General features: G+C 52.8%; 26 protein-coding genes. 2 read left to right on the plus strand and 24 right to left on the minus strand.

All coding sequences use genetic code 11. From position 1 onward, the window contains the following. Positions 1-8: 8 nt before the first annotated feature. Positions 9-1,523, minus strand: coding sequence for a CARDB domain-containing protein (locus tag CAFE_RS16820; protein WP_156991265.1), 1,515 nt, complete (start codon positions 1,521-1,523; stop codon positions 9-11). Between the two features lie 403 nt (positions 1,524-1,926). On the opposite strand from CAFE_RS16820, the gene serC reads away from it, so the two are divergent. Together serC and CAFE_RS16830 are read left to right on the plus strand one after the other, a co-directional pair. Continuing rightward, positions 1,927-3,012, plus strand: coding sequence for a 3-phosphoserine/phosphohydroxythreonine transaminase (gene serC, locus CAFE_RS16825; protein WP_156991266.1), 1,086 nt, complete (start codon positions 1,927-1,929; stop codon positions 3,010-3,012). 18 nt (positions 3,013-3,030) lie between these two features. After that, on the plus strand, positions 3,031-4,206 hold the full coding sequence (locus CAFE_RS16830) for a phosphoglycerate dehydrogenase (RefSeq protein WP_066650275.1): 1,176 nt from the start codon (positions 3,031-3,033) through the stop codon (positions 4,204-4,206). 487 nt (positions 4,207-4,693) lie between these two features. Here CAFE_RS16830 and CAFE_RS16835 read toward each other — a convergent pair whose 3' ends face one another. From CAFE_RS16835 to rpsQ, 23 genes are all read right to left on the minus strand, one after another. After that, a complete protein-coding gene (locus CAFE_RS16835) occupies positions 4,694-5,047 on the minus strand; it encodes a hypothetical protein (RefSeq protein ID WP_156991267.1) in 354 nt (117 codons plus the stop codon). Positions 5,048-5,333: 286 nt separating this feature from the next. Further along, the gene (rplQ, locus tag CAFE_RS16840; protein WP_066650273.1) at positions 5,334-5,675 is read right to left on the minus strand and encodes a 50S ribosomal protein L17; all 342 of its coding nucleotides are present in this window, start codon (positions 5,673-5,675) and stop codon (positions 5,334-5,336) included. A 37-nt stretch (positions 5,676-5,712) separates the two neighbouring features. Next, positions 5,713-6,666 (minus strand): DNA-directed RNA polymerase subunit alpha, encoded by a 954-nt coding sequence (locus tag CAFE_RS16845; RefSeq protein ID WP_066650272.1) that lies wholly within the window; start codon positions 6,664-6,666, stop codon positions 5,713-5,715. Positions 6,667-6,734: 68 nt separating this feature from the next. After that, positions 6,735-7,361 carry a 30S ribosomal protein S4 gene (rpsD, locus tag CAFE_RS16850; protein ID WP_066650271.1) on the minus strand — a complete coding sequence of 209 codons (627 nt, stop codon included), beginning with the start codon at positions 7,359-7,361 and terminating at the stop codon, positions 6,735-6,737. 28 nt (positions 7,362-7,389) lie between these two features. Further along, positions 7,390-7,803, minus strand: coding sequence for a 30S ribosomal protein S11 (gene rpsK / locus CAFE_RS16855; protein WP_156991268.1), 414 nt, complete (start codon positions 7,801-7,803; stop codon positions 7,390-7,392). A gap of 19 nt (positions 7,804-7,822) precedes the next feature. Then, a complete protein-coding gene (rpsM, locus tag CAFE_RS16860) occupies positions 7,823-8,191 on the minus strand; it encodes a 30S ribosomal protein S13 (RefSeq protein ID WP_066650269.1) in 369 nt (122 codons plus the stop codon). A gap of 36 nt (positions 8,192-8,227) precedes the next feature. Further along, positions 8,228-8,341 (minus strand): 50S ribosomal protein L36, encoded by a 114-nt coding sequence (rpmJ, locus tag CAFE_RS16865; protein WP_066650268.1) that lies wholly within the window; start codon positions 8,339-8,341, stop codon positions 8,228-8,230. A gap of 30 nt (positions 8,342-8,371) precedes the next feature. Next, positions 8,372-8,590 (minus strand): translation initiation factor IF-1, encoded by a 219-nt coding sequence (gene infA / locus CAFE_RS16870; RefSeq protein WP_066650266.1) that lies wholly within the window; start codon positions 8,588-8,590, stop codon positions 8,372-8,374. Further along, positions 8,572-8,859 carry a KOW domain-containing RNA-binding protein gene (locus tag CAFE_RS16875; protein ID WP_066650265.1) on the minus strand — a complete coding sequence of 96 codons (288 nt, stop codon included), beginning with the start codon at positions 8,857-8,859 and terminating at the stop codon, positions 8,572-8,574. The genes infA and CAFE_RS16875 overlap by 19 nt, the downstream gene beginning before the upstream one ends. A gap of 10 nt (positions 8,860-8,869) precedes the next feature. Next, positions 8,870-9,622, minus strand: coding sequence for a type I methionyl aminopeptidase (gene map / locus CAFE_RS16880; RefSeq protein WP_066650261.1), 753 nt, complete (start codon positions 9,620-9,622; stop codon positions 8,870-8,872). 4 nt (positions 9,623-9,626) lie between these two features. Beyond that, the gene (locus CAFE_RS16885) at positions 9,627-10,259 is read right to left on the minus strand and encodes an adenylate kinase (RefSeq protein WP_156991269.1); all 633 of its coding nucleotides are present in this window, start codon (positions 10,257-10,259) and stop codon (positions 9,627-9,629) included. Positions 10,260-10,275: 16 nt separating this feature from the next. Next, the gene (secY, locus tag CAFE_RS16890) at positions 10,276-11,610 is read right to left on the minus strand and encodes a preprotein translocase subunit SecY (RefSeq protein WP_066650256.1); all 1,335 of its coding nucleotides are present in this window, start codon (positions 11,608-11,610) and stop codon (positions 10,276-10,278) included. 1 nt (position 11,611) lies between these two features. Further along, entirely contained in the window at positions 11,612-12,052 is a 441-nt protein-coding gene (rplO, locus tag CAFE_RS16895; protein WP_066650251.1) for a 50S ribosomal protein L15, read from the minus strand. 19 nt (positions 12,053-12,071) lie between these two features. Continuing rightward, complete coding sequence (gene rpmD / locus CAFE_RS16900; protein WP_066650249.1) at positions 12,072-12,251, minus strand: 50S ribosomal protein L30; 180 nt, start codon at positions 12,249-12,251, stop codon at positions 12,072-12,074. A gap of 14 nt (positions 12,252-12,265) precedes the next feature. Then, entirely contained in the window at positions 12,266-12,766 is a 501-nt protein-coding gene (gene rpsE, locus CAFE_RS16905) for a 30S ribosomal protein S5 (protein ID WP_066650247.1), read from the minus strand. Between the two features lie 20 nt (positions 12,767-12,786). Continuing rightward, positions 12,787-13,146: a 50S ribosomal protein L18 gene (gene rplR / locus CAFE_RS16910; protein ID WP_066650246.1), complete on the minus strand. Its 360-nt coding sequence runs from the start codon at positions 13,144-13,146 to the stop codon at positions 12,787-12,789. 18 nt (positions 13,147-13,164) lie between these two features. Then, positions 13,165-13,713 carry a 50S ribosomal protein L6 gene (gene rplF, locus CAFE_RS16915; RefSeq protein WP_066650245.1) on the minus strand — a complete coding sequence of 183 codons (549 nt, stop codon included), beginning with the start codon at positions 13,711-13,713 and terminating at the stop codon, positions 13,165-13,167. 15 nt (positions 13,714-13,728) lie between these two features. Then, on the minus strand, positions 13,729-14,127 hold the full coding sequence (gene rpsH, locus CAFE_RS16920) for a 30S ribosomal protein S8 (RefSeq protein WP_066650244.1): 399 nt from the start codon (positions 14,125-14,127) through the stop codon (positions 13,729-13,731). Between the two features lie 16 nt (positions 14,128-14,143). Then, on the minus strand, positions 14,144-14,329 hold the full coding sequence (locus CAFE_RS16925; protein WP_066650243.1) for a type Z 30S ribosomal protein S14: 186 nt from the start codon (positions 14,327-14,329) through the stop codon (positions 14,144-14,146). A gap of 12 nt (positions 14,330-14,341) precedes the next feature. After that, the gene (gene rplE / locus CAFE_RS16930; RefSeq protein WP_156991270.1) at positions 14,342-14,881 is read right to left on the minus strand and encodes a 50S ribosomal protein L5; all 540 of its coding nucleotides are present in this window, start codon (positions 14,879-14,881) and stop codon (positions 14,342-14,344) included. 11 nt (positions 14,882-14,892) lie between these two features. Beyond that, positions 14,893-15,210, minus strand: a complete 318-nt coding sequence (rplX, locus tag CAFE_RS16935; RefSeq protein ID WP_330594086.1) for a 50S ribosomal protein L24 — start codon at positions 15,208-15,210, stop codon at positions 14,893-14,895. A gap of 19 nt (positions 15,211-15,229) precedes the next feature. Next, positions 15,230-15,598 carry a 50S ribosomal protein L14 gene (gene rplN, locus CAFE_RS16940; protein ID WP_066650235.1) on the minus strand — a complete coding sequence of 123 codons (369 nt, stop codon included), beginning with the start codon at positions 15,596-15,598 and terminating at the stop codon, positions 15,230-15,232. A 31-nt stretch (positions 15,599-15,629) separates the two neighbouring features. After that, entirely contained in the window at positions 15,630-15,887 is a 258-nt protein-coding gene (gene rpsQ / locus CAFE_RS16945; RefSeq protein ID WP_066650234.1) for a 30S ribosomal protein S17, read from the minus strand.

The raw sequence follows: 15,887 nt of genomic DNA on the forward strand, positions 1-15,887 counted from the left end.
TACCTCCTTCATTTGTAAAGAGCTTTCAAACTAAACACATCATGCGGCTGAATTGTATATGCTCTAAGCGGATCCCACGTTTGTCTCATAATTGCAGTATCTCCGCATGTGGGATGTGCTAGACCAAAAACATGTCCAAATTCATGTGTAATTGTTCGCAATTGGTCCTTAGAATCTTCCGTATTAAAAGATTCCGTATTTAAAAATACTATTGCAAAAGCATATGAAGAACTATCAGTTTCTACATCGTTAATAAAGGTAAGCCTTCCACTTGAATCCTTTTTATATAATTGCGTCTGCGCCAAAACCTCGCTGCTCCCCTTATAATTGAAAGCTGTAGCTTGGATAGCGACAGGTATTTCATTATCAATTTTATTTGTATTGGTAACCTGTACATTCCCATATGAAGCCCTTGAAACATGACCATTCCACTTTTTTATTGCGGTTGTCACATGAAGCAAGGCGTTGTCACCAGCATTGTCATTTTGAATCTCTTTAGCACCAGAAGAACAGATTTGAACATCAAGTCCATCGGGATTCTTCCACTTTCCAGCAAATGTTTCCACATCATACAAAGCGTCCACCGAACACTTGGTAGAATTATTAGACCGGTCCAAATCATTGGTTTTCTTATCCGGATCAACTTTTAACGTGAATGTATACCGTCCCGCTTTATGAAATTCAATGGATAACCGGCCTCTTTTTAAAGTTTTTGCTTCAATGTAAAACGACCGGGAATATAAAGTAGTGCCATTGACGTCCAATTCAACCGGTACATTTTCCGCATCCAACGTCCCCCGATTAGAAAATTCAAAAGTAATTGTTTTGTCCTCCATGGTTGGGGTCACGGAAAAACCAGCCGATACAGAATCAGCTTTCAAGGCGATGCAAGCCTTCCATTGAAAAGTGCCAACGCCCGTGTTGTTGTCGTAGTCAGATTCCTTGACATCTCTCGACTCGTTAACAACTACCTTTATTGTATGAGAACCACCTACTTTACTGTCCATATAAAAGCTGGCCGTTGCCTGCTCCCCCGGGTTCAAAGAACCGGAGGCCTTCATGGACGTCTGATACACATCGTCTACATAAAAGGTAAATACCATGCTATTTACAGAGGCCGAACCCACGTTAGCTACCTTGGAATAAAATTTAATCGGTGTAGCGTCCTCAAACGGCTGTGACATAGCAGATTTGATAGATGTCATCTGTAAATCAGGCAGTGCGGACTGCACTCCCATCTTGTTACTGTCTTTCACGTTTTCAAGCAATTCATCCGGTACCCGGTCCGTATTTTCTACTTTTACATCCGACACCGTGAAAGCCCCAGACAATTTCTCTGGCGCGGAATTGCTAATTTTGGAATTTTCTATTGAAGGTACGTTTACCGTGAAGTCTCCAGACTCATAACTGTCCTTAACTGTTCCGGGAGTTGTGGAACTTTGAGCAAAGGCTGGGCCCGTCACACTAATTGCTAATAGAACTCCCAAAAAACAAGAAATTGCTTTTGTCCTAATTTTTATCATAGTTTTTCCTCACTTTCCGCTCATCTTCATTTTCAATACTGATTTTCATTTTTTCTTACTGCATTGGTATCGCCTTCCTCTTTAAAATATTTCATTAATGTAACAATCGAAGAGGGCGTTTTGTTACAGAAATTTTCGGGATTTTTTTATTTTGTAAGATTTATATAAATTATCTCTGATTATTCAGGATAAAATACGTCAGGATTTTCCTGTAAAGGGGAATCCCTTACAACACCAAAAGATCCGCGAAACAGACCGATCAACTCAAGCCTTAACAAATAACGGCATCGTATGAAAAAATATCACTTTAGCAATGCAATTCGCTGCTTGCGTTTTCCAGCAAGCCGCATTATAATTAATAATTATTGGTTAGGCTGAAAAAACATTAAATTGGAGGTTCATCATGAAACGTGTGTACAACTTTTCCGCAGGCCCATCCATGCTGCCGGAAGCCGTTCTTCGCCGCGCCGCGGACGAAATGCTCGATTATAAGGGCTGCGGTCAATCCGTCATGGAGATGTCCCATCGATCCGGCGAATACGAGGGGATCATCTGTTCCGCGGAGAATTTGCTTCGCGAAGTAATGGAAATTCCCTGCAACTACAAGGTTTTATTCCTGCAGGGCGGCGCCTCCTCCCAGTTCGCGATGATACCGCTGAACCTGATGAACAAACATCATAAGGCGGACTTTGTGCTGACCGGTCAATGGGCGACAAAGGCCTGGAAGGAAGCCGCCCGCTACGGCGAAGGCAATGTGGTCGCGTCCTCCAAGGATAAGACCTTCACCTATATTCCGGAGCTTGACCCCGGCACCTTCTCCAAGGACGCCGATTATTTCCACATCTGCCTGAACAACACGATTTACGGCACCGTTTATCATGAGCTGCCGCAGACCGGCGACGTTCCGCTTGTGGCGGACGTATCCTCCTGCATTCTGAGCGAACCGATCGACGTTTCCAAATTCGGCCTTCTTTACGCGGGCGCGCAGAAAAACATGGGGCCCGCGGGGCTGACGGTTGTAATCGTCCGCGACGACCTGATCGGCGACGCGATGGATTTCACCCCGACCATGCTGAATTACAAGACGCACGCCGACAACGGCTCGATGTTCAACACTCCCCCGTGCTATTCGATCTACATCTGCATGCTGGTGCTTGACTGGCTGAAAAACACCGTCGGCGGGCTTTCCGAAATGGAAAAGATCAACCGAAAAAAGGCCGGTTTGCTTTACGATTTTCTTGACAGCTCCAGGCTGTTCCGCGGCACGGTCGTTCCGAAAGACCGCTCCCTGATGAACGTTCCGTTCGTGACGGGCGATACCGCGCTTGACGCGAAATTTGTTTCGGAAGCGGCGGCGGAGGGCTTTGTCAACCTGAAGGGGCACCGCACCGTGGGCGGAATGCGCGCTTCCATTTACAATGCCATGCCGGTTGAGGGCGTGGAAAAGCTGGTTGCGTTCATGAAGGATTTTGAACGGAAAAACGCGTGAGAACGGAGGAATCAACCCATGTACCAGATTAAGTGCCTGAACAAAATCTCGCCCGTCGGGACCAGCCGTTTCGGCGAAAACTACAGCTGCTCCGACAGCGTGGAAAACCCGGAAGCAATTCTGGTCCGCTCCGCCTCGATGCACGAAATGGAGCTGCCGGCAAACCTGCTGGCGGTTGCCCGCGCCGGAGCGGGGGTTAACAATATCCCGATCGACAAGTGCAGCGAAAAGGGAATCGTCGTGTTCAACACCCCCGGCGCAAACGCGAACGCGGTCAAGGAGCTGGTTCTCGCCGGGCTGCTGATGTCCTCCCGAAGGATCGTGTCGGGAATTGAATGGGCAAAAACCCTGAAAGGCAAAGGGGACGAGGTCGGCAAACTGGTCGAAAAAGGCAAAAGCCAGTTCGTCGGCCCTGAAATCAAGGGAAAAACGCTCGGCGTCATCGGCCTGGGCGCGATCGGAATTCTGGTCGCGAACGCGGCTCACTCTCTTGGGATGGAGGTGCTCGGCTACGACCCGTATCTCTCGGTGGACGCCGCCTGGGGGCTCTCCCGATCCGTAAAGCACGCGCATTCTCTGGACGACATTTACGCGGAAAGCGACTATATCACCGTCCATGTGCCGCTGCTGCCCGATACCAAAGAAATGATCAACGCGGAAGCGATCTCTAAAATGAAAGACGGCGTTCATCTTCTCAACTTCGCGCGCGGCGGGCTGTTCAACCGGCCGGACGTACTGGCGGCGGTGAAATCCGGAAAGGTCGCCACCTATGCGACCGATTTTCCGGACGACAGCCTGCTTGGCGTGGAAAACGTTCTCGCCTTTCCGCACCTTGGCGCCTCCACGCCCGAATCGGAGGACAACTGCGCGCGGATGGCCGCGGACGAGCTGATCGATTATCTCGAAAACGGAAATATCCGCAACGCGGTCAACCTGCCGTCCGTTTCGATGGCGCGCAACGGCTTTACCCGCATCTGCCTGTTCCACAGGAACGTGCCGAACGTCATCAGCAAGCTGTCCGGCATTCTGGCGAACGCGAATATCAACATTGAAAACATGCAGAGCAAGGCGAAAAAGGACTATGCCTATGTGATTCTCGACGTGACCGGAGAAGTCACCGAGGACACCGCCGAGCATCTGGAACAGCTTCCGGAAATTGTGCGCGCGCGCGTGATTCCGGCAAAAAACAAATAAGTATCCTCGCCGCAGCAAGGGAGCCGTTCCCCAACTTGGGAAACGGCTCCCTTTTCGATTGACGTTCTTTCCTCCCGACACGCAGTAGGAGCGTCCGGTGACAATATTTACGTGTCGACCGCTGCTTTCGGTTAATTTCAAATAAGGAGATCCCCGCCTCATATAAAATTGCTCCCGCAGCCGCAGCAATACTCTGTATGATTCTGAAGCGGGCAGATTCTGGAACCAGCTCCCCGAATTAGTTTTCATGCCTGCCGGGAAGTACCCCAATTTCTATCGGTACAGCGACGAGGGCCGTAACATTCTTTTCAGAAACAAGCGAAGATAGCGTGAGATCCACCGCACCCATTTGGCGAGTACGGCGGAAAAGATACGGAAAAACAATGCAATCAGTAAAATGGCCAGAAACATGAAAAATCCGTTTTTCAACGCTTCTATCCAGAACTCCATCTGCAAATCCCTTTCCTCTCAATTTAGTCCCGAAAGCCTACCGCCGACCTCCGTTCTTCAAAAAATAACATGAGGTGGTTAGCTGATACCCGGCCGCATACAGGAGAGACGGGACAAAAATCAGCGCGGGAGTCAGCATCGTCGGCTTGTAGGGAACGATCTGATGCGCAAGGCCCAGGAGCAGGGCCGCGCATAACGCAATTAAAAATACGGAATATGCCAGTTTGATCAGGCAGAGGGATTTTTTTGTAATATCCGCACGGCGCGCCAGAAATAGATCAAGGGTAATCAGCGCCGCAGAAAAAACGGTCAGAAAAAACTTCCAGCCCCATAAGCACCGTGCGGAAGCCTTTGCCGTCATCATCTGCAGCCCGTTTTCGGCAAATGCCATCAAAATGAGCAGCAGCGGTAGCAAAAGCAGATAGACAAGATATGCAGCCCTTTTTTCTTCACCGTTCTCATCTCTTTTTGATTATTTCATAATAACCATAGCACTTATAAATTCTTATGTCAAATAATAGTTCCCATCCCCGGCACAGCCGGGAGTTCTTCCTATACGTGCAAAGTCCTGTTTTTACCGGCTGCGCCTCAAGGCGCCCGGGGCTTTTTCCCGCGAATGACAAAAAACCGGATGCGCTCCATGCGGAGTACATCCGGTTTTCTATTAAATCAAAGAATTACAGAAGTTCGATAATCGCCATTTCGGCTGCGTCCCCGCGGCGGGGTCCGATCTTCGTAATGCGTGTATATCCGCCGTTGCGTTCGGCGTATTTCGGCGCGATCTCAGCAAACAGCTTGTGGGTAACATCTTCCTTCGTTACAAAGCCGTTTACAAGGCGCTTATTGGCAAGAGTATCTTCTTTCGCAATGGTGATCATCTTTTCCGCCATGGAACGGACTTCCTTGGCGCGGGTCACCGTTGTTTCGATTTTACCTTTTTCCAAAAGAAAGGTTACCATCGCCCTGAGCATAGCCGTTCTGTGGTCGGTGGTTCTTCCGAGTTTTCTGGTTCCGGGCATCGAATGTTCACTCCTTTACCTTAGGTTCCGCAAAGGACTATTCATCGTCCTTGCGCAGATTGAAACCGAGAGAGGCCATCTTCCAGACAACCTCTTCGAGGGATTTGCGTCCAAGGTTGCGGACCTTCATCATGTCGTCTTCCGACTTGCCGATGATGTCGCCAACCGTGTTGATTCCGGCGCGCTTGAGGCAGTTGAAGGAACGGACCGAAAGGTCCAGCTCCTCAATCGTCATCTCAAGCACTTTCTCCTTGCCCTTGTCGTCCTTTTCCACCATGATCTCGGTGCTGCTGCCCTTGTCGGACAGGTCAACAAACAGATTCAGGTGTTCGGTCAGGACCTTCGCGGCAAGGGAAACCGCCTCCTGAGCCCCGATCACCCCGTTGGTCCAGACCTCGAGCGTCAGCTTGTCGAAGTCGATGCTCTGGCCGACGCGGGTCGGTTCCACGTTATAGTTCACCTTATAAACCGGAGTGTAAATGGAATCCACGGGAAGCACACCGATAATGCTGGCGCTCATGTTCTGCTTGTTCCGCTCTGCGGAAACATAGCCGCGCCCTTTGTCCAAAGTGAGTTCCATATACAGTTTGGCGCCGTCCCCCAACGTTGCAATGTGCATGTCCGGGTTGAGGATTTCCACCTCGCTGTCGCACTTGATTGAGTCGGCCGTCACTTCACACGGCCCTTCGGCGCAAATCTCAACCGTTTTGGGTCCGTCGCAGTGCAGCTTCGCCGTCAGTCCCTTGATATTCAGGATGATCTCGGTGACATCCTCTTTCACGCCGGGTATGGTCGAAAACTCATGCAGAACGCCGTCGATCTTGATCGACGTTACCGCAACTCCCGGCAAGGACGACAGAAGTACGCGCCGAAGGCTGTTGCCCAGCGTGGTGCCAAACCCCCGTTCCAGAGGCTCGACGATGAATTTGCCGTACGTACCGTCGCCCGATAGTTCATTCGTCTCAATTTTAGGCTTCTCAATCTCGATCATTAGCGACCCTCCTTGATCTGTAGCGGATCAATTTATCTGCCGTGATGGCTCCTGCGCTGCAGAACACGTTACTTGGAGTACAACTCAACAATGAGAGTCTCGTCAACCGCAAGGTCAATCTCTTCACGCGTGGGCAGTGCAAGGATTTTGCCTTCCAGGGTCTCGCGGTTTACGTCAAGCCACTTGGGCACGGGACGGGAAGCATTCGCCTCGAGCACCGATTTGAATTTATCGCTCTTGCGGCTTTTGTCCTTAATCGAAACCACATCGCCCGGTTTCACCAGGAAAGACGGGATGTCGACACGGCCGCCGTTTACGGTAAAGTGACCGTGAACAACAAGCTGGCGGGCTTCCGCTCTGGAGCTGGCCCAGCCGAGGCGGTAAACAATATTGTCAAGCCTGCGCTCCAAAAGGATCAGCAGCTCGTCGCCGGTCTTGCCTTCCTTTTTGGTGGCCATTTCATAATATTTCAAAAACTGGGATTCCAGTACGCCGTAGTAGCGCTTCGCCGTCTGCTTGGCGCGCAGCTGAAGGCCGTACTCAGAGGTCTTCTTGCGGCCCTGGCCGTGCTGGCCGGGCGCATATGCTCTGCGCGTTACCGCGCATTTGTCCGCGTAGCATCTTTCGCCTTTCAGAAAAAGCTTCTGGCCTTCTCTGCGGCAGAGCTTGCAGACGGAATCTGTATATCTTGCCATATTTTGGTTGCACCTCCTAAAAAATCGGTTATACGCGTCTTCTCTTCGGCGGACGGCATCCGTTGTGGGGAATCGGCGTTACGTCCTTGATCATGCTGACCTCCAGCCCGGCGCCCTGCAGCGCGCGGATGGCGGCCTCACGCCCGGAGCCCGGGCCTTTAACGTATACTTCAACCGATTTCATGCCGTGTTCCATGGCCGCTTTCGCAGCGGTTTCCGCTGCGGTCTGGGCGGCAAAAGGAGTGGATTTTCTGGAGCCCCTGAATCCGAGTTCGCCGGAGCTTGCCCAGGAAACCGCGTTGCCCTGAACGTCGGTAATGGTAACAATCGTATTGTTGAAAGTGGACTGAATATGAGCGGAGCCACGATCGATATTCTTGCGTTCACGGCGTCTGCGCACACTGGAACCCTTTTTTGCTCCCGCGTTTTTCTGTGCTGCCATTTATGATATCCCTCCCAGATTATTTCTTCTTGTTGGCCATGGTCTTTCTCGGTCCCTTGCGGGTACGCGCGTTGGTCTTCGTGCGCTGACCCCTGACCGGAAGCCCTCTGCGGTGACGGACACCGCGGTAGCAGCCGATTTCAATCAGCCTTTTGATATCGAACGCGATGTCGCGGCGAAGGTCGCCTTCCACGCGGCAGTGATGCTCGATGTATTCCCTGATTTTTGCCGCGTCGTCTTCCGAAAGATCCCTGACACGGACGTTCGGATCTATGCCTGCTTCCGCGCAGATCTGGGTAGCCGTCTTGCGGCCGATACCGAAAATATAAGTTAGAGCAATCTCAATGCGCTTATCCCTCGGCAGATCAATACCTGCTATACGCGCCATACTGGTTGCACCTCCGTTGTTAGTTAGGTTTGCGCCTTAGCCCTGGCGCTGTTTATGCTTGGGGTTTTCGCAGATCACCATGACCTTACCCTTGCGCTTAATGACTTTGCATTTTTCACACATTTTCTTTACAGAAGGTCTGACTTTCATTCGAGGTCCCTCCTTGCAGAGATCTTCAAGTTATTTCGAACGCCACGTAATGCGCCCGCGCGTCAGGTCGTACGGCGACAGCTCAATGGTAACCTTGTCGCCGGGCAGAATGCGGATGAAATTCATCCTAAGTTTGCCGGAAATATGCGCGAGAATCGTGTGGTGATTGGGAAGCTCCACCGTAAACATGGCGTTCGGCAGGGCTTCGGTAACGATGCCTTCAGTTTCAATTACGTCCTGTTTCGACATACATGTGCCTCCTCTTGTGGAAAGCGGTCCCCGGCTTCAAAAGCGGCAAGGGCCCGTCGAATTTCACGATTGGTCTGCAATGATTGTTCGGGCAGCAGCGTTTTTGTGGGAAAAAGGTGTATCACATTTTTCTTCTTGGGGTGCTGCAGGCTGCGCCGCTTTCCGTCACAAATGGTGACGGAACCGGCCTGTGCCCCAAGCACCGCGAAAAAGCCGCCCTTGTCACGCCCGGCAGCGGACCGGACCACCAGTCCTCTGATGAATTCCATGTCTGCCCCCTTAATCCGGAACGGTCAGAATGACCGGTCCGTCCGGGGTAATCGCAATGGAATGCTCAAAGTGAGCAGCAAGCTTTCCATCCGCCGTGACGGTCGTCCAACCGTCCTCCAGCGTCTGTACTCCCGCCACTCCTTCATTCACCATCGGCTCGATGGCGATGGTCATGCCCGGCAACAGGCGCACGCCCCTTCCGGGGGTGCCGTAATTGGGAACACTGGGGTCTTCATGCATCTTCGCGCCTACTCCGTGGCCGACAAAATCACGTACCACCGAGTAACCGCGAGCTTCGGCATACCGCTGAACCGCGCTGCCGACGTCGCCGAGCCGGTTTCCGGCCACGGCGGCCCGGATGCCCTCGTAAAGGCTTTCCCGCGTCGCGTCCATCAGGGCCTGTGCCTCCCGGCTGACCTTGCCGCACGGAAAGGTAAAGGCGTTGTCACCGACGAAACCCTCATAGGTCGCGCCGACGTCAATACTGACGATGTCGCCCTCCCTGATGATCTGTCTTTTGCTTGGTATGCCATGGATGACTACATTGTTTACGGAAACACAGGCGCTGGCTGGAAATCCGCCGTACCCGAGGAATGTGGGCTTCGCGCCCGCTTTCTCGATTGTGCGGCGGGCCACATGGCTGATTTCCCACGTGGAAACGCCAGGCTCAACCGCGGCACCCGCTGCTTTCAGCGCGTTCGCCGCGATCCGGCCCGCCTGCCTCATGATTTTAAGCTCTCTTGCAGTTTTCAAAACGATCATAAAATCAAGCCTCGATTGCATCGAGTACGGCCCGGGTCGTATCGGAAACAATGTCGCAGCCCTGCACTACGCGGAGCTTGCCTTGTTTCTCATAATATGCCTTAAGAGGTTCCGTTTGCTCGTGATATACTTTCAGCCGCGCCTGAATCGTCTCCGGCTGGTCATCCTTGCGCTGAACAAGGGTGCCTCCGCAAAGGTCGCACACGCCCTCCACCTTTGGCTTTTTGTTTACCACATGGTAGGAGGCGCCGCAATTTTCGCAGACACGGCGTCCGGACAGCCGGGCAAGAATTGTTTGTTCCGAGACCTCGATGTCGATGACCCGGTCGATGACGATGCCCATGTTGTCCAGAGCCTCGGCCTGGGGAATGGTACGCGGAAAGCCGTCCAGAATAAACCCGTTCTTGCAGTCCGGTTCGGCGAGGCGCTCACGGATAATTCCGATCACGATCTCGTCCGGAACCAGCTTGCCGGATTCCGTATAGGCCTTCGCGCGCAGTCCCATCTCCGTGCCGCTTTTCAGCGCGCTTCGAATGATATTGCCCGTTGATATAGTGGGAATTCCCTTTTCGCGGGAAAGGACCTCCGCCTGGGTCCCCTTCCCCGCTCCGGGTGCGCCAAGAAAAATAAAATTCATATGAACCACTCCTTCATCAATCGAGGAAGCCTTTGTAATGCCGCATCATCATTTGTGATTCCATCTGTTTTACGGTTTCCAGGGCTACGCCGACAAGAATCAGGATGGATGTGCCGCCGACCGAAAGATTGCTCATCCCGGTTGTCGCGCCGAAAATAATCGGCATCAGCGCAATAAACGCAAGGAACAGCGAGCCGATAAAGGTTACCTTGGAAAGGACCCTGGCAATGTAATCACTGGTCGACTTGCCCGGACGAATGCCGGGAATGGTGCCGTTGCTCTGACGAAGATTATTGGCCATCTCAATGGGATTATACTGAATTGTCATATAAAAATATGCAAAGAGAATAATGAGAAGGAAGTACAAAAACGAGTAGAGCCATCCCGTCGAAGAGAACGCGTCAAAGAAGCTTCTCCAGAATCCCGTGGCAACACGGTCGCCCATGAAGAGCTGAATAGTGCTTGGAATCACAAGGATTGAGCTGGCAAAGATAATCGGCATAACGCCGGACATTCCGATTTTGATCGGAATATGGCTGCTCTGCCCGCCGTACATTTTCCGCCCGACCACGCGCTTCGCGTACTGAACGGGGATACGGCGTTCGGCGTCATACATAAAGACGATGACCCACACGATCACGAGGAACAGAACGGCAAACATCGGAACCAGGAAGTAATACTTTCCGAAGCTGGTCGGGTCCTGAGACGCGGCCTGCCAGAAAGTGCCCAATGTCTGGATTGTGTGCGGCATTCTTGCGACAATGCCGGCGAACAGCAGAATGGAAATTCCGTTGCCGATGCCGAACTGGTTGACCTGCTCGCCCAGCCACATCATCAGCGCGGCGCCCGCCGTGAAGGTCATGATAATGACGAACGCGGCAAACACAGCCTGCCAGCCGTGTGTGTATTCTGCGATCGGAGTTCCCTGATAGGAGCTGTTGCGCAGATAGAAATAATAGGAGGTCCCCTGAATCAGAGCCAGCACGATTGCCACATAACGGGTAATCGCACCAAGGCGCTTTCGCCCTTCCTCCCCTTCCCTCGCCATGCGCTCCAGAGCCGGAATCGCGACGGTGAGAAGCTGGATGACGATGGAACTGTTAATGTACGGCGTAACGCTCATTGCAAACAGCGTTGCGTTTGCAAAGGCGCCGCCGGACAGCATGTCTAGATAACTCAGCGCCGTTCCGGTCTTGCCGACCTCCGTCATTAATCCTTTCAGGGCGTCCGTGTTCAAGAACGGTACAGGGATGGCCGCGCCGAAACGGAATACGACGATAATGAACAGCGTAAAGAGCATCTTTTGACGGAGATCGGGAATCGACCAGGCATTCTTGATGGTTTTGAACACCTCAGATCACCTCGGCCTTCCCGCCAGCGGCCTCGATCTTCTGCCTGGCGGATTCAGAGAAGGCAGAAACCTTTACATTCAGCTTTTTCTCCAGCTTGCCGTTGCCGAGGATCTTGACCCCGTCGCAGCAAACCTTGACAATGCCCGCATCGATGAGTGCCTGTGTGTCGACCGTTGCGCCGTCTTCAAACTTGTTGAGGGTGCCTACGTTCACAGTCTTGACGCTGCTGGCAAAAATATTGGTGAAGCCCCTTTTCGGGAGGCGGCGCTGCAAAGGCATCTGGCCGCCTTCGAAGCCCGGACGAATTGAGCCTCCGGAACGCGCCTTCTGGCCCTTGTGGCCTTTGCCCGCGGTTTTACCCTGGCCGGAGCCTGCCCCTCTTCCGATCCTTTTGGGCTCTTTTGTGGACCCCGGTACCGAAGTTAGATCATGTAACTTCATACATTCGCACCTCCTTATCTTACGCTTTGCTTACCTCGATGAGGTGGATAATTTTCTGCACCTTACCTTTGGTCTGCTCATTTTCGGGCTGAACCGATGAATCGCCGATTTTGGTAAGACCAAGGGACCGGGCGGTTGCAATCTGGTCCTTCTTGCTGCCGATCAGGCTTTTGACCAGCGTGATTTTCAGCTGTTCCATCCTGCGCGCCCTCCTTATGCAAATAATTCTTTAACCGATTTACCGCGCGTTTTTGCGACCTGTTCCGCACTGCGGAGTTTTTTCATGCCGTCCAGCGTCGCGCGGACGACGTTGCACGGGTTGTTGGACCGAAGCGCCTTGGTACGGATGTCGCGGATGCCGGCGGCTTCCACGACCGCACGGACCGGGCCGCCGGCGATGACGCCGGTACCGGGTGCGGCGGGTTTCATCAGGACTCTGCCCGCGCCGTACGCGCCGATAATTTCATGCGGAATGGTCGATCCGCGCATGGAAACTTTGATCAGGTTCTTTTTCGCGTCTTCAATTCCCTTGCGAATCGCGTCGGGAACTTCGCCCGCCTTGCCGATGCCGAAACCGACGGTTCCGTTGCCGTCGCCGACAACGACCAGTGCCGCGAACTTGAAAATGCGGCCGCCCTTTACGGTTTTCGAAACGCGGTTGATGGCAACCACATGCTCTTTCATTTCCGTTTGTGATGCGTCAAATCTAGCCAAAAGTTTTTCCTCCTCCTTTGTCAGAACTTGAGGCCGCCCTCACGGGCGCCTTCGGCCAGCTCTTTGACGCGGCCGTGGTAAAGATAGCCGCCGCGGTCAAAAACGACCTGTTCAATGCCCTTTTCGACGGCGTGTTTTGCAATCAGCTCGCCAACCTTGCGTGCGGCTTCCTTGTTTCCGCCGTTACCATTAAAATCCTTGTCCAGTGAGGAAGCCGAGGCAAGCGTTACTCCCCTGACATCGTCAATCACCTGGGCGTAGATGTTGTTGGTAGAGCGAAATACATTCAGGCGCGGGCACTCGGCCGTGCCCGAAATCTTGCCGCGCACTCTGCGGTGGCGGTTCAATCTGGCTTTGTTGGTGTCAGCCTTATTCACCATTTATGATTCACTCCTTCATTACTTCTTTGCGCCCTTACCGGCTTTGCCTTCCTTGCGGCGGACGTGTTCATCCGCGTAGCGGATTCCCTTGCCCTTATACGGCTCCGGCGGACGTTTCTCGCGGACTTCAGCTGCGAACTGCCCGACCTGCTGCTTATCAGGGCCAAGGATCACGATCTTGTTCGCCGTGGGGCATTCAATGGTAATGCCATCCACTTCCGGAACCGTTACCTGATGGGAATAACCGAGGTTCATGACCAGGTTCTTCCCCTGCTTCAGAACACGGTAACCGACGCCGTTGACGTCCAGTTCCTTCTTAAAGCCCTCCGTTACGCCGACCACCATATTGTGAATGAGCGAACGGGTCAGGCCGTGCAGGGATCTGTTTTCTTTTTCATCGTTGGGACGGGTCACATGAATCAGGTTTTCCTCAACGCTGACGGTCATATTCGGATGAACCCTCTGCGTCAGGGTCCCCTTCGGGCCCTTCACCGATACAACGCTGCCGTCAACCGATACGGTGACGCCGGCGGGAATATTTATGGGTTTTCTTCCAATTCGCGACATTGCTGCACCCCCTTGTTACCAAATAAACGCGAGAACTTCGCCGCCCACGTTCTGCTTGCGGGCTTCGCGGTCCGTCATGACTCCCTTGGAAGTCGAGATGATCGCGATGCCCAGGCCTTTCATGACCTTGGGCAGCTCCTCGGCGTTGGAATAAATGCGAAGGCCCGGCTTTGAAACTCTGCGCAGGCCGTTAATGACGGTGGTTTTTCCCTCGCCATATTTCAGGTTCACTTTGATGATTCCCTGCTTGCCGTCCTCTATCACCGTATAGTTCCGGACATAACCCTCGTCCACCAGAATCTGCACAATCGCTTTTTTCATGTTGGAAGCGGGGATCTCCACGGAATCATGCTTCGCGGAACTCGCATTGCGGATGCGGGTAAGCAAATCGGCAATCGTATCTGTAATCTGCATGCCGTCTCCTCCTTCTTTACCAGCTCGCCTTTTTTACGCCGGGAATCTCGCCCTTATAGGCAAGCTCCCTAAAGCAGATGCGGCAGATACCGAATTTGCGAAGATAGGCGTGCGGCCTGCCACAGATTTTGCAACGGTTGTACTCACGGGAAGAGAATTTCTGTTCCCTTCTCTGTTTGACCTTCATAGAAGTTTTGGCCACAAGAATCCCTCCTTATTTCGCAAACGGGGCGCCGAGCAGCGTTAAAAGCTCTCTGGATTCCTCGTCGGTTTTCGCGGTCGTCACAAAGCAGATGTCCATTCCGCGGACCTTGTCGATTTTATCGTAATCAATTTCCGGAAAAATCAGCTGTTCCTTGACGCCCATGTTGTAGTTGCCCCTGCCGTCGAAGGAATTCGGGTTAATGCCGCGAAAGTCCCTGACGCGCGGAAGCGCCACGTTGAAAAGGCGGTCCACGAATTCATACATTCTGTCGCCGCGCAGCGTAACCTTGACGCCGATTTTCATCCCGGCGCGCACTTTAAAGTTCGCGACGGACTTTTTCGCGGTGGTCACAACGGGTCTCTGCCCGGTAATAATGGAAAGGTCGCTCATTGCGGAGTCGATCACCTTGGAATTTTCCTTGGCTTCGCCGGCGCCAATGTTAATCACGATCTTATCCAGTTTGGGAATCTGCATGACGCTTTTGTAGGAAAACTTCTTCATCAGCGACGGTGCGATTTCCCTCTGATATATCTCCTTCATCCTTGCCATGTTTATCCTCCTTACAGCGCTTCGCCGCATTTTTTGCAAATGCGTTCCTTCGTGCCGTCCTCATACAGCTTGTGAGAGACACGGGTGGTTTTGCCGCAGTGGGGGCAGACAAGCTGAACCTTGCAGGCGTACAGGGCGCCCTCGGCTTTCACGATGCCGCCCTCCTCGCCCATTTTACGGGGCTTTACATGTTTACTCACCATGTTAATGCCCTCTACAATGACCTTACCCTCTTTGGGGCTGACTTGAAGGACTTTGCCCTTCTTGCCGCGGTCTTTGCCGTTTAAAACAATAACGGTGTCACCGGTTTTAACATGAATCTTTTTTATCATCAGCGAGCACCTCCCATTAAAGCACTTCAGGGGCAAGACTTAAAATCTTTAAATAGTCCCTGTCGCGCAATTCCCTGGCCACCGGGCCAAAAATACGTGTGCCCGTTGGATTTTTGTCGTCCTTGATGAGCACGGCGGCGTTCTCGTCGAATCGGATATAGGTCCCGTCCTCGCGGCGAACACCCGAAGCGGTGCGCACGATCACCGCCTTGACCACGTCGCCCTTTTTCACGGTGCCGCCCGGCGCCGCTTTCTTGACCGACGCGACAACGACATCGCCGATATTAGCGTACCTTCTGCCGGTACCGCCAAGCACGCGGATGCACATAAGCTGCTTCGCGCCGGTATTGTCGGCAACGTTGAGGTATGTCTGTTGTTGTATCACGGTGCGTTCCTCCTTTGCTTAGGGGCCAAGATTACTTGGCCTTCTCCAATATCTTGACAAGACGCCATCTTTTGTCCTTGCTTAACGGACGGGTTTCCATCACGCGCACGCGGTCGCCGATGGTGCATTCGTTGTTTTCATCATGCGCCTTCAGGCGAATGGTGCGCTTGACTACTTTCTTGTAAAGCGGGTGCTTCACGCTGTCTTCCACCGCAACGACGATGGTTTTATCCATTTTGTTGCTGACGACTTTGCCTACCTCGGTTTTTCTGATATTTCTGTCGCTCAC

It is taken from the genome of Caproicibacter fermentans (genome assembly GCF_009746625.1).
Classification (GTDB): Bacteria; Bacillota; Clostridia; order Oscillospirales; family Acutalibacteraceae; genus Caproicibacter; species Caproicibacter fermentans.

Excerpts from the sequence above, each read along its gene's own strand:
- CAFE_RS16875 (WP_066650265.1), bottom strand. The coding sequence starts at position 8,859 with ATGGAATTCATCAGAGGACTGGTGGTCCGGTCCGCTGCCGGGCGTGAC.
- rpsH (WP_066650244.1), bottom strand. The coding sequence starts at position 14,127 with ATGCAGATTACAGATACGATTGCCGATTTGCTTACCCGCATCCGCAAT.
- CAFE_RS16820 (WP_156991265.1), bottom strand. The coding sequence starts at position 1,523 with ATGATAAAAATTAGGACAAAAGCAATTTCTTGTTTTTTGGGAGTTCTA.
- rplO (WP_066650251.1), bottom strand. The coding sequence starts at position 12,052 with ATGAAGTTACATGATCTAACTTCGGTACCGGGGTCCACAAAAGAGCCC.
- rpsM (WP_066650269.1), bottom strand. The coding sequence starts at position 8,191 with ATGGCGCGTATAGCAGGTATTGATCTGCCGAGGGATAAGCGCATTGAG.
- CAFE_RS16830 (WP_066650275.1), top strand. The coding sequence starts at position 3,031 with ATGTACCAGATTAAGTGCCTGAACAAAATCTCGCCCGTCGGGACCAGC.
- map (WP_066650261.1), bottom strand. The coding sequence starts at position 9,622 with ATGATCGTTTTGAAAACTGCAAGAGAGCTTAAAATCATGAGGCAGGCG.
- rplQ (WP_066650273.1), bottom strand. The coding sequence starts at position 5,675 with ATGCCCGGAACCAGAAAACTCGGAAGAACCACCGACCACAGAACGGCT.
- rplF (WP_066650245.1), bottom strand. The coding sequence starts at position 13,713 with ATGTCGCGAATTGGAAGAAAACCCATAAATATTCCCGCCGGCGTCACC.
- rplE (WP_156991270.1), bottom strand. The coding sequence starts at position 14,881 with ATGGCAAGGATGAAGGAGATATATCAGAGGGAAATCGCACCGTCGCTG.
- rplR (WP_066650246.1), bottom strand. The coding sequence starts at position 13,146 with ATGGTGAATAAGGCTGACACCAACAAAGCCAGATTGAACCGCCACCGC.
- serC (WP_156991266.1), top strand. The coding sequence starts at position 1,927 with ATGAAACGTGTGTACAACTTTTCCGCAGGCCCATCCATGCTGCCGGAA.
- rpmD (WP_066650249.1), bottom strand. The coding sequence starts at position 12,251 with ATGGAACAGCTGAAAATCACGCTGGTCAAAAGCCTGATCGGCAGCAAG.
- rpsD (WP_066650271.1), bottom strand. The coding sequence starts at position 7,361 with ATGGCAAGATATACAGATTCCGTCTGCAAGCTCTGCCGCAGAGAAGGC.
- CAFE_RS16885 (WP_156991269.1), bottom strand. The coding sequence starts at position 10,259 with ATGAATTTTATTTTTCTTGGCGCACCCGGAGCGGGGAAGGGGACCCAG.
- rpmJ (WP_066650268.1), bottom strand. The coding sequence starts at position 8,341 with ATGAAAGTCAGACCTTCTGTAAAGAAAATGTGTGAAAAATGCAAAGTC.
- infA (WP_066650266.1), bottom strand. The coding sequence starts at position 8,590 with ATGTCGAAACAGGACGTAATTGAAACTGAAGGCATCGTTACCGAAGCC.
- CAFE_RS16845 (WP_066650272.1), bottom strand. The coding sequence starts at position 6,666 with ATGATCGAGATTGAGAAGCCTAAAATTGAGACGAATGAACTATCGGGC.
- CAFE_RS16835 (WP_156991267.1), bottom strand. The coding sequence starts at position 5,047 with ATGGCATTTGCCGAAAACGGGCTGCAGATGATGACGGCAAAGGCTTCC.
- rpsK (WP_156991268.1), bottom strand. The coding sequence starts at position 7,803 with ATGGCAGCACAGAAAAACGCGGGAGCAAAAAAGGGTTCCAGTGTGCGC.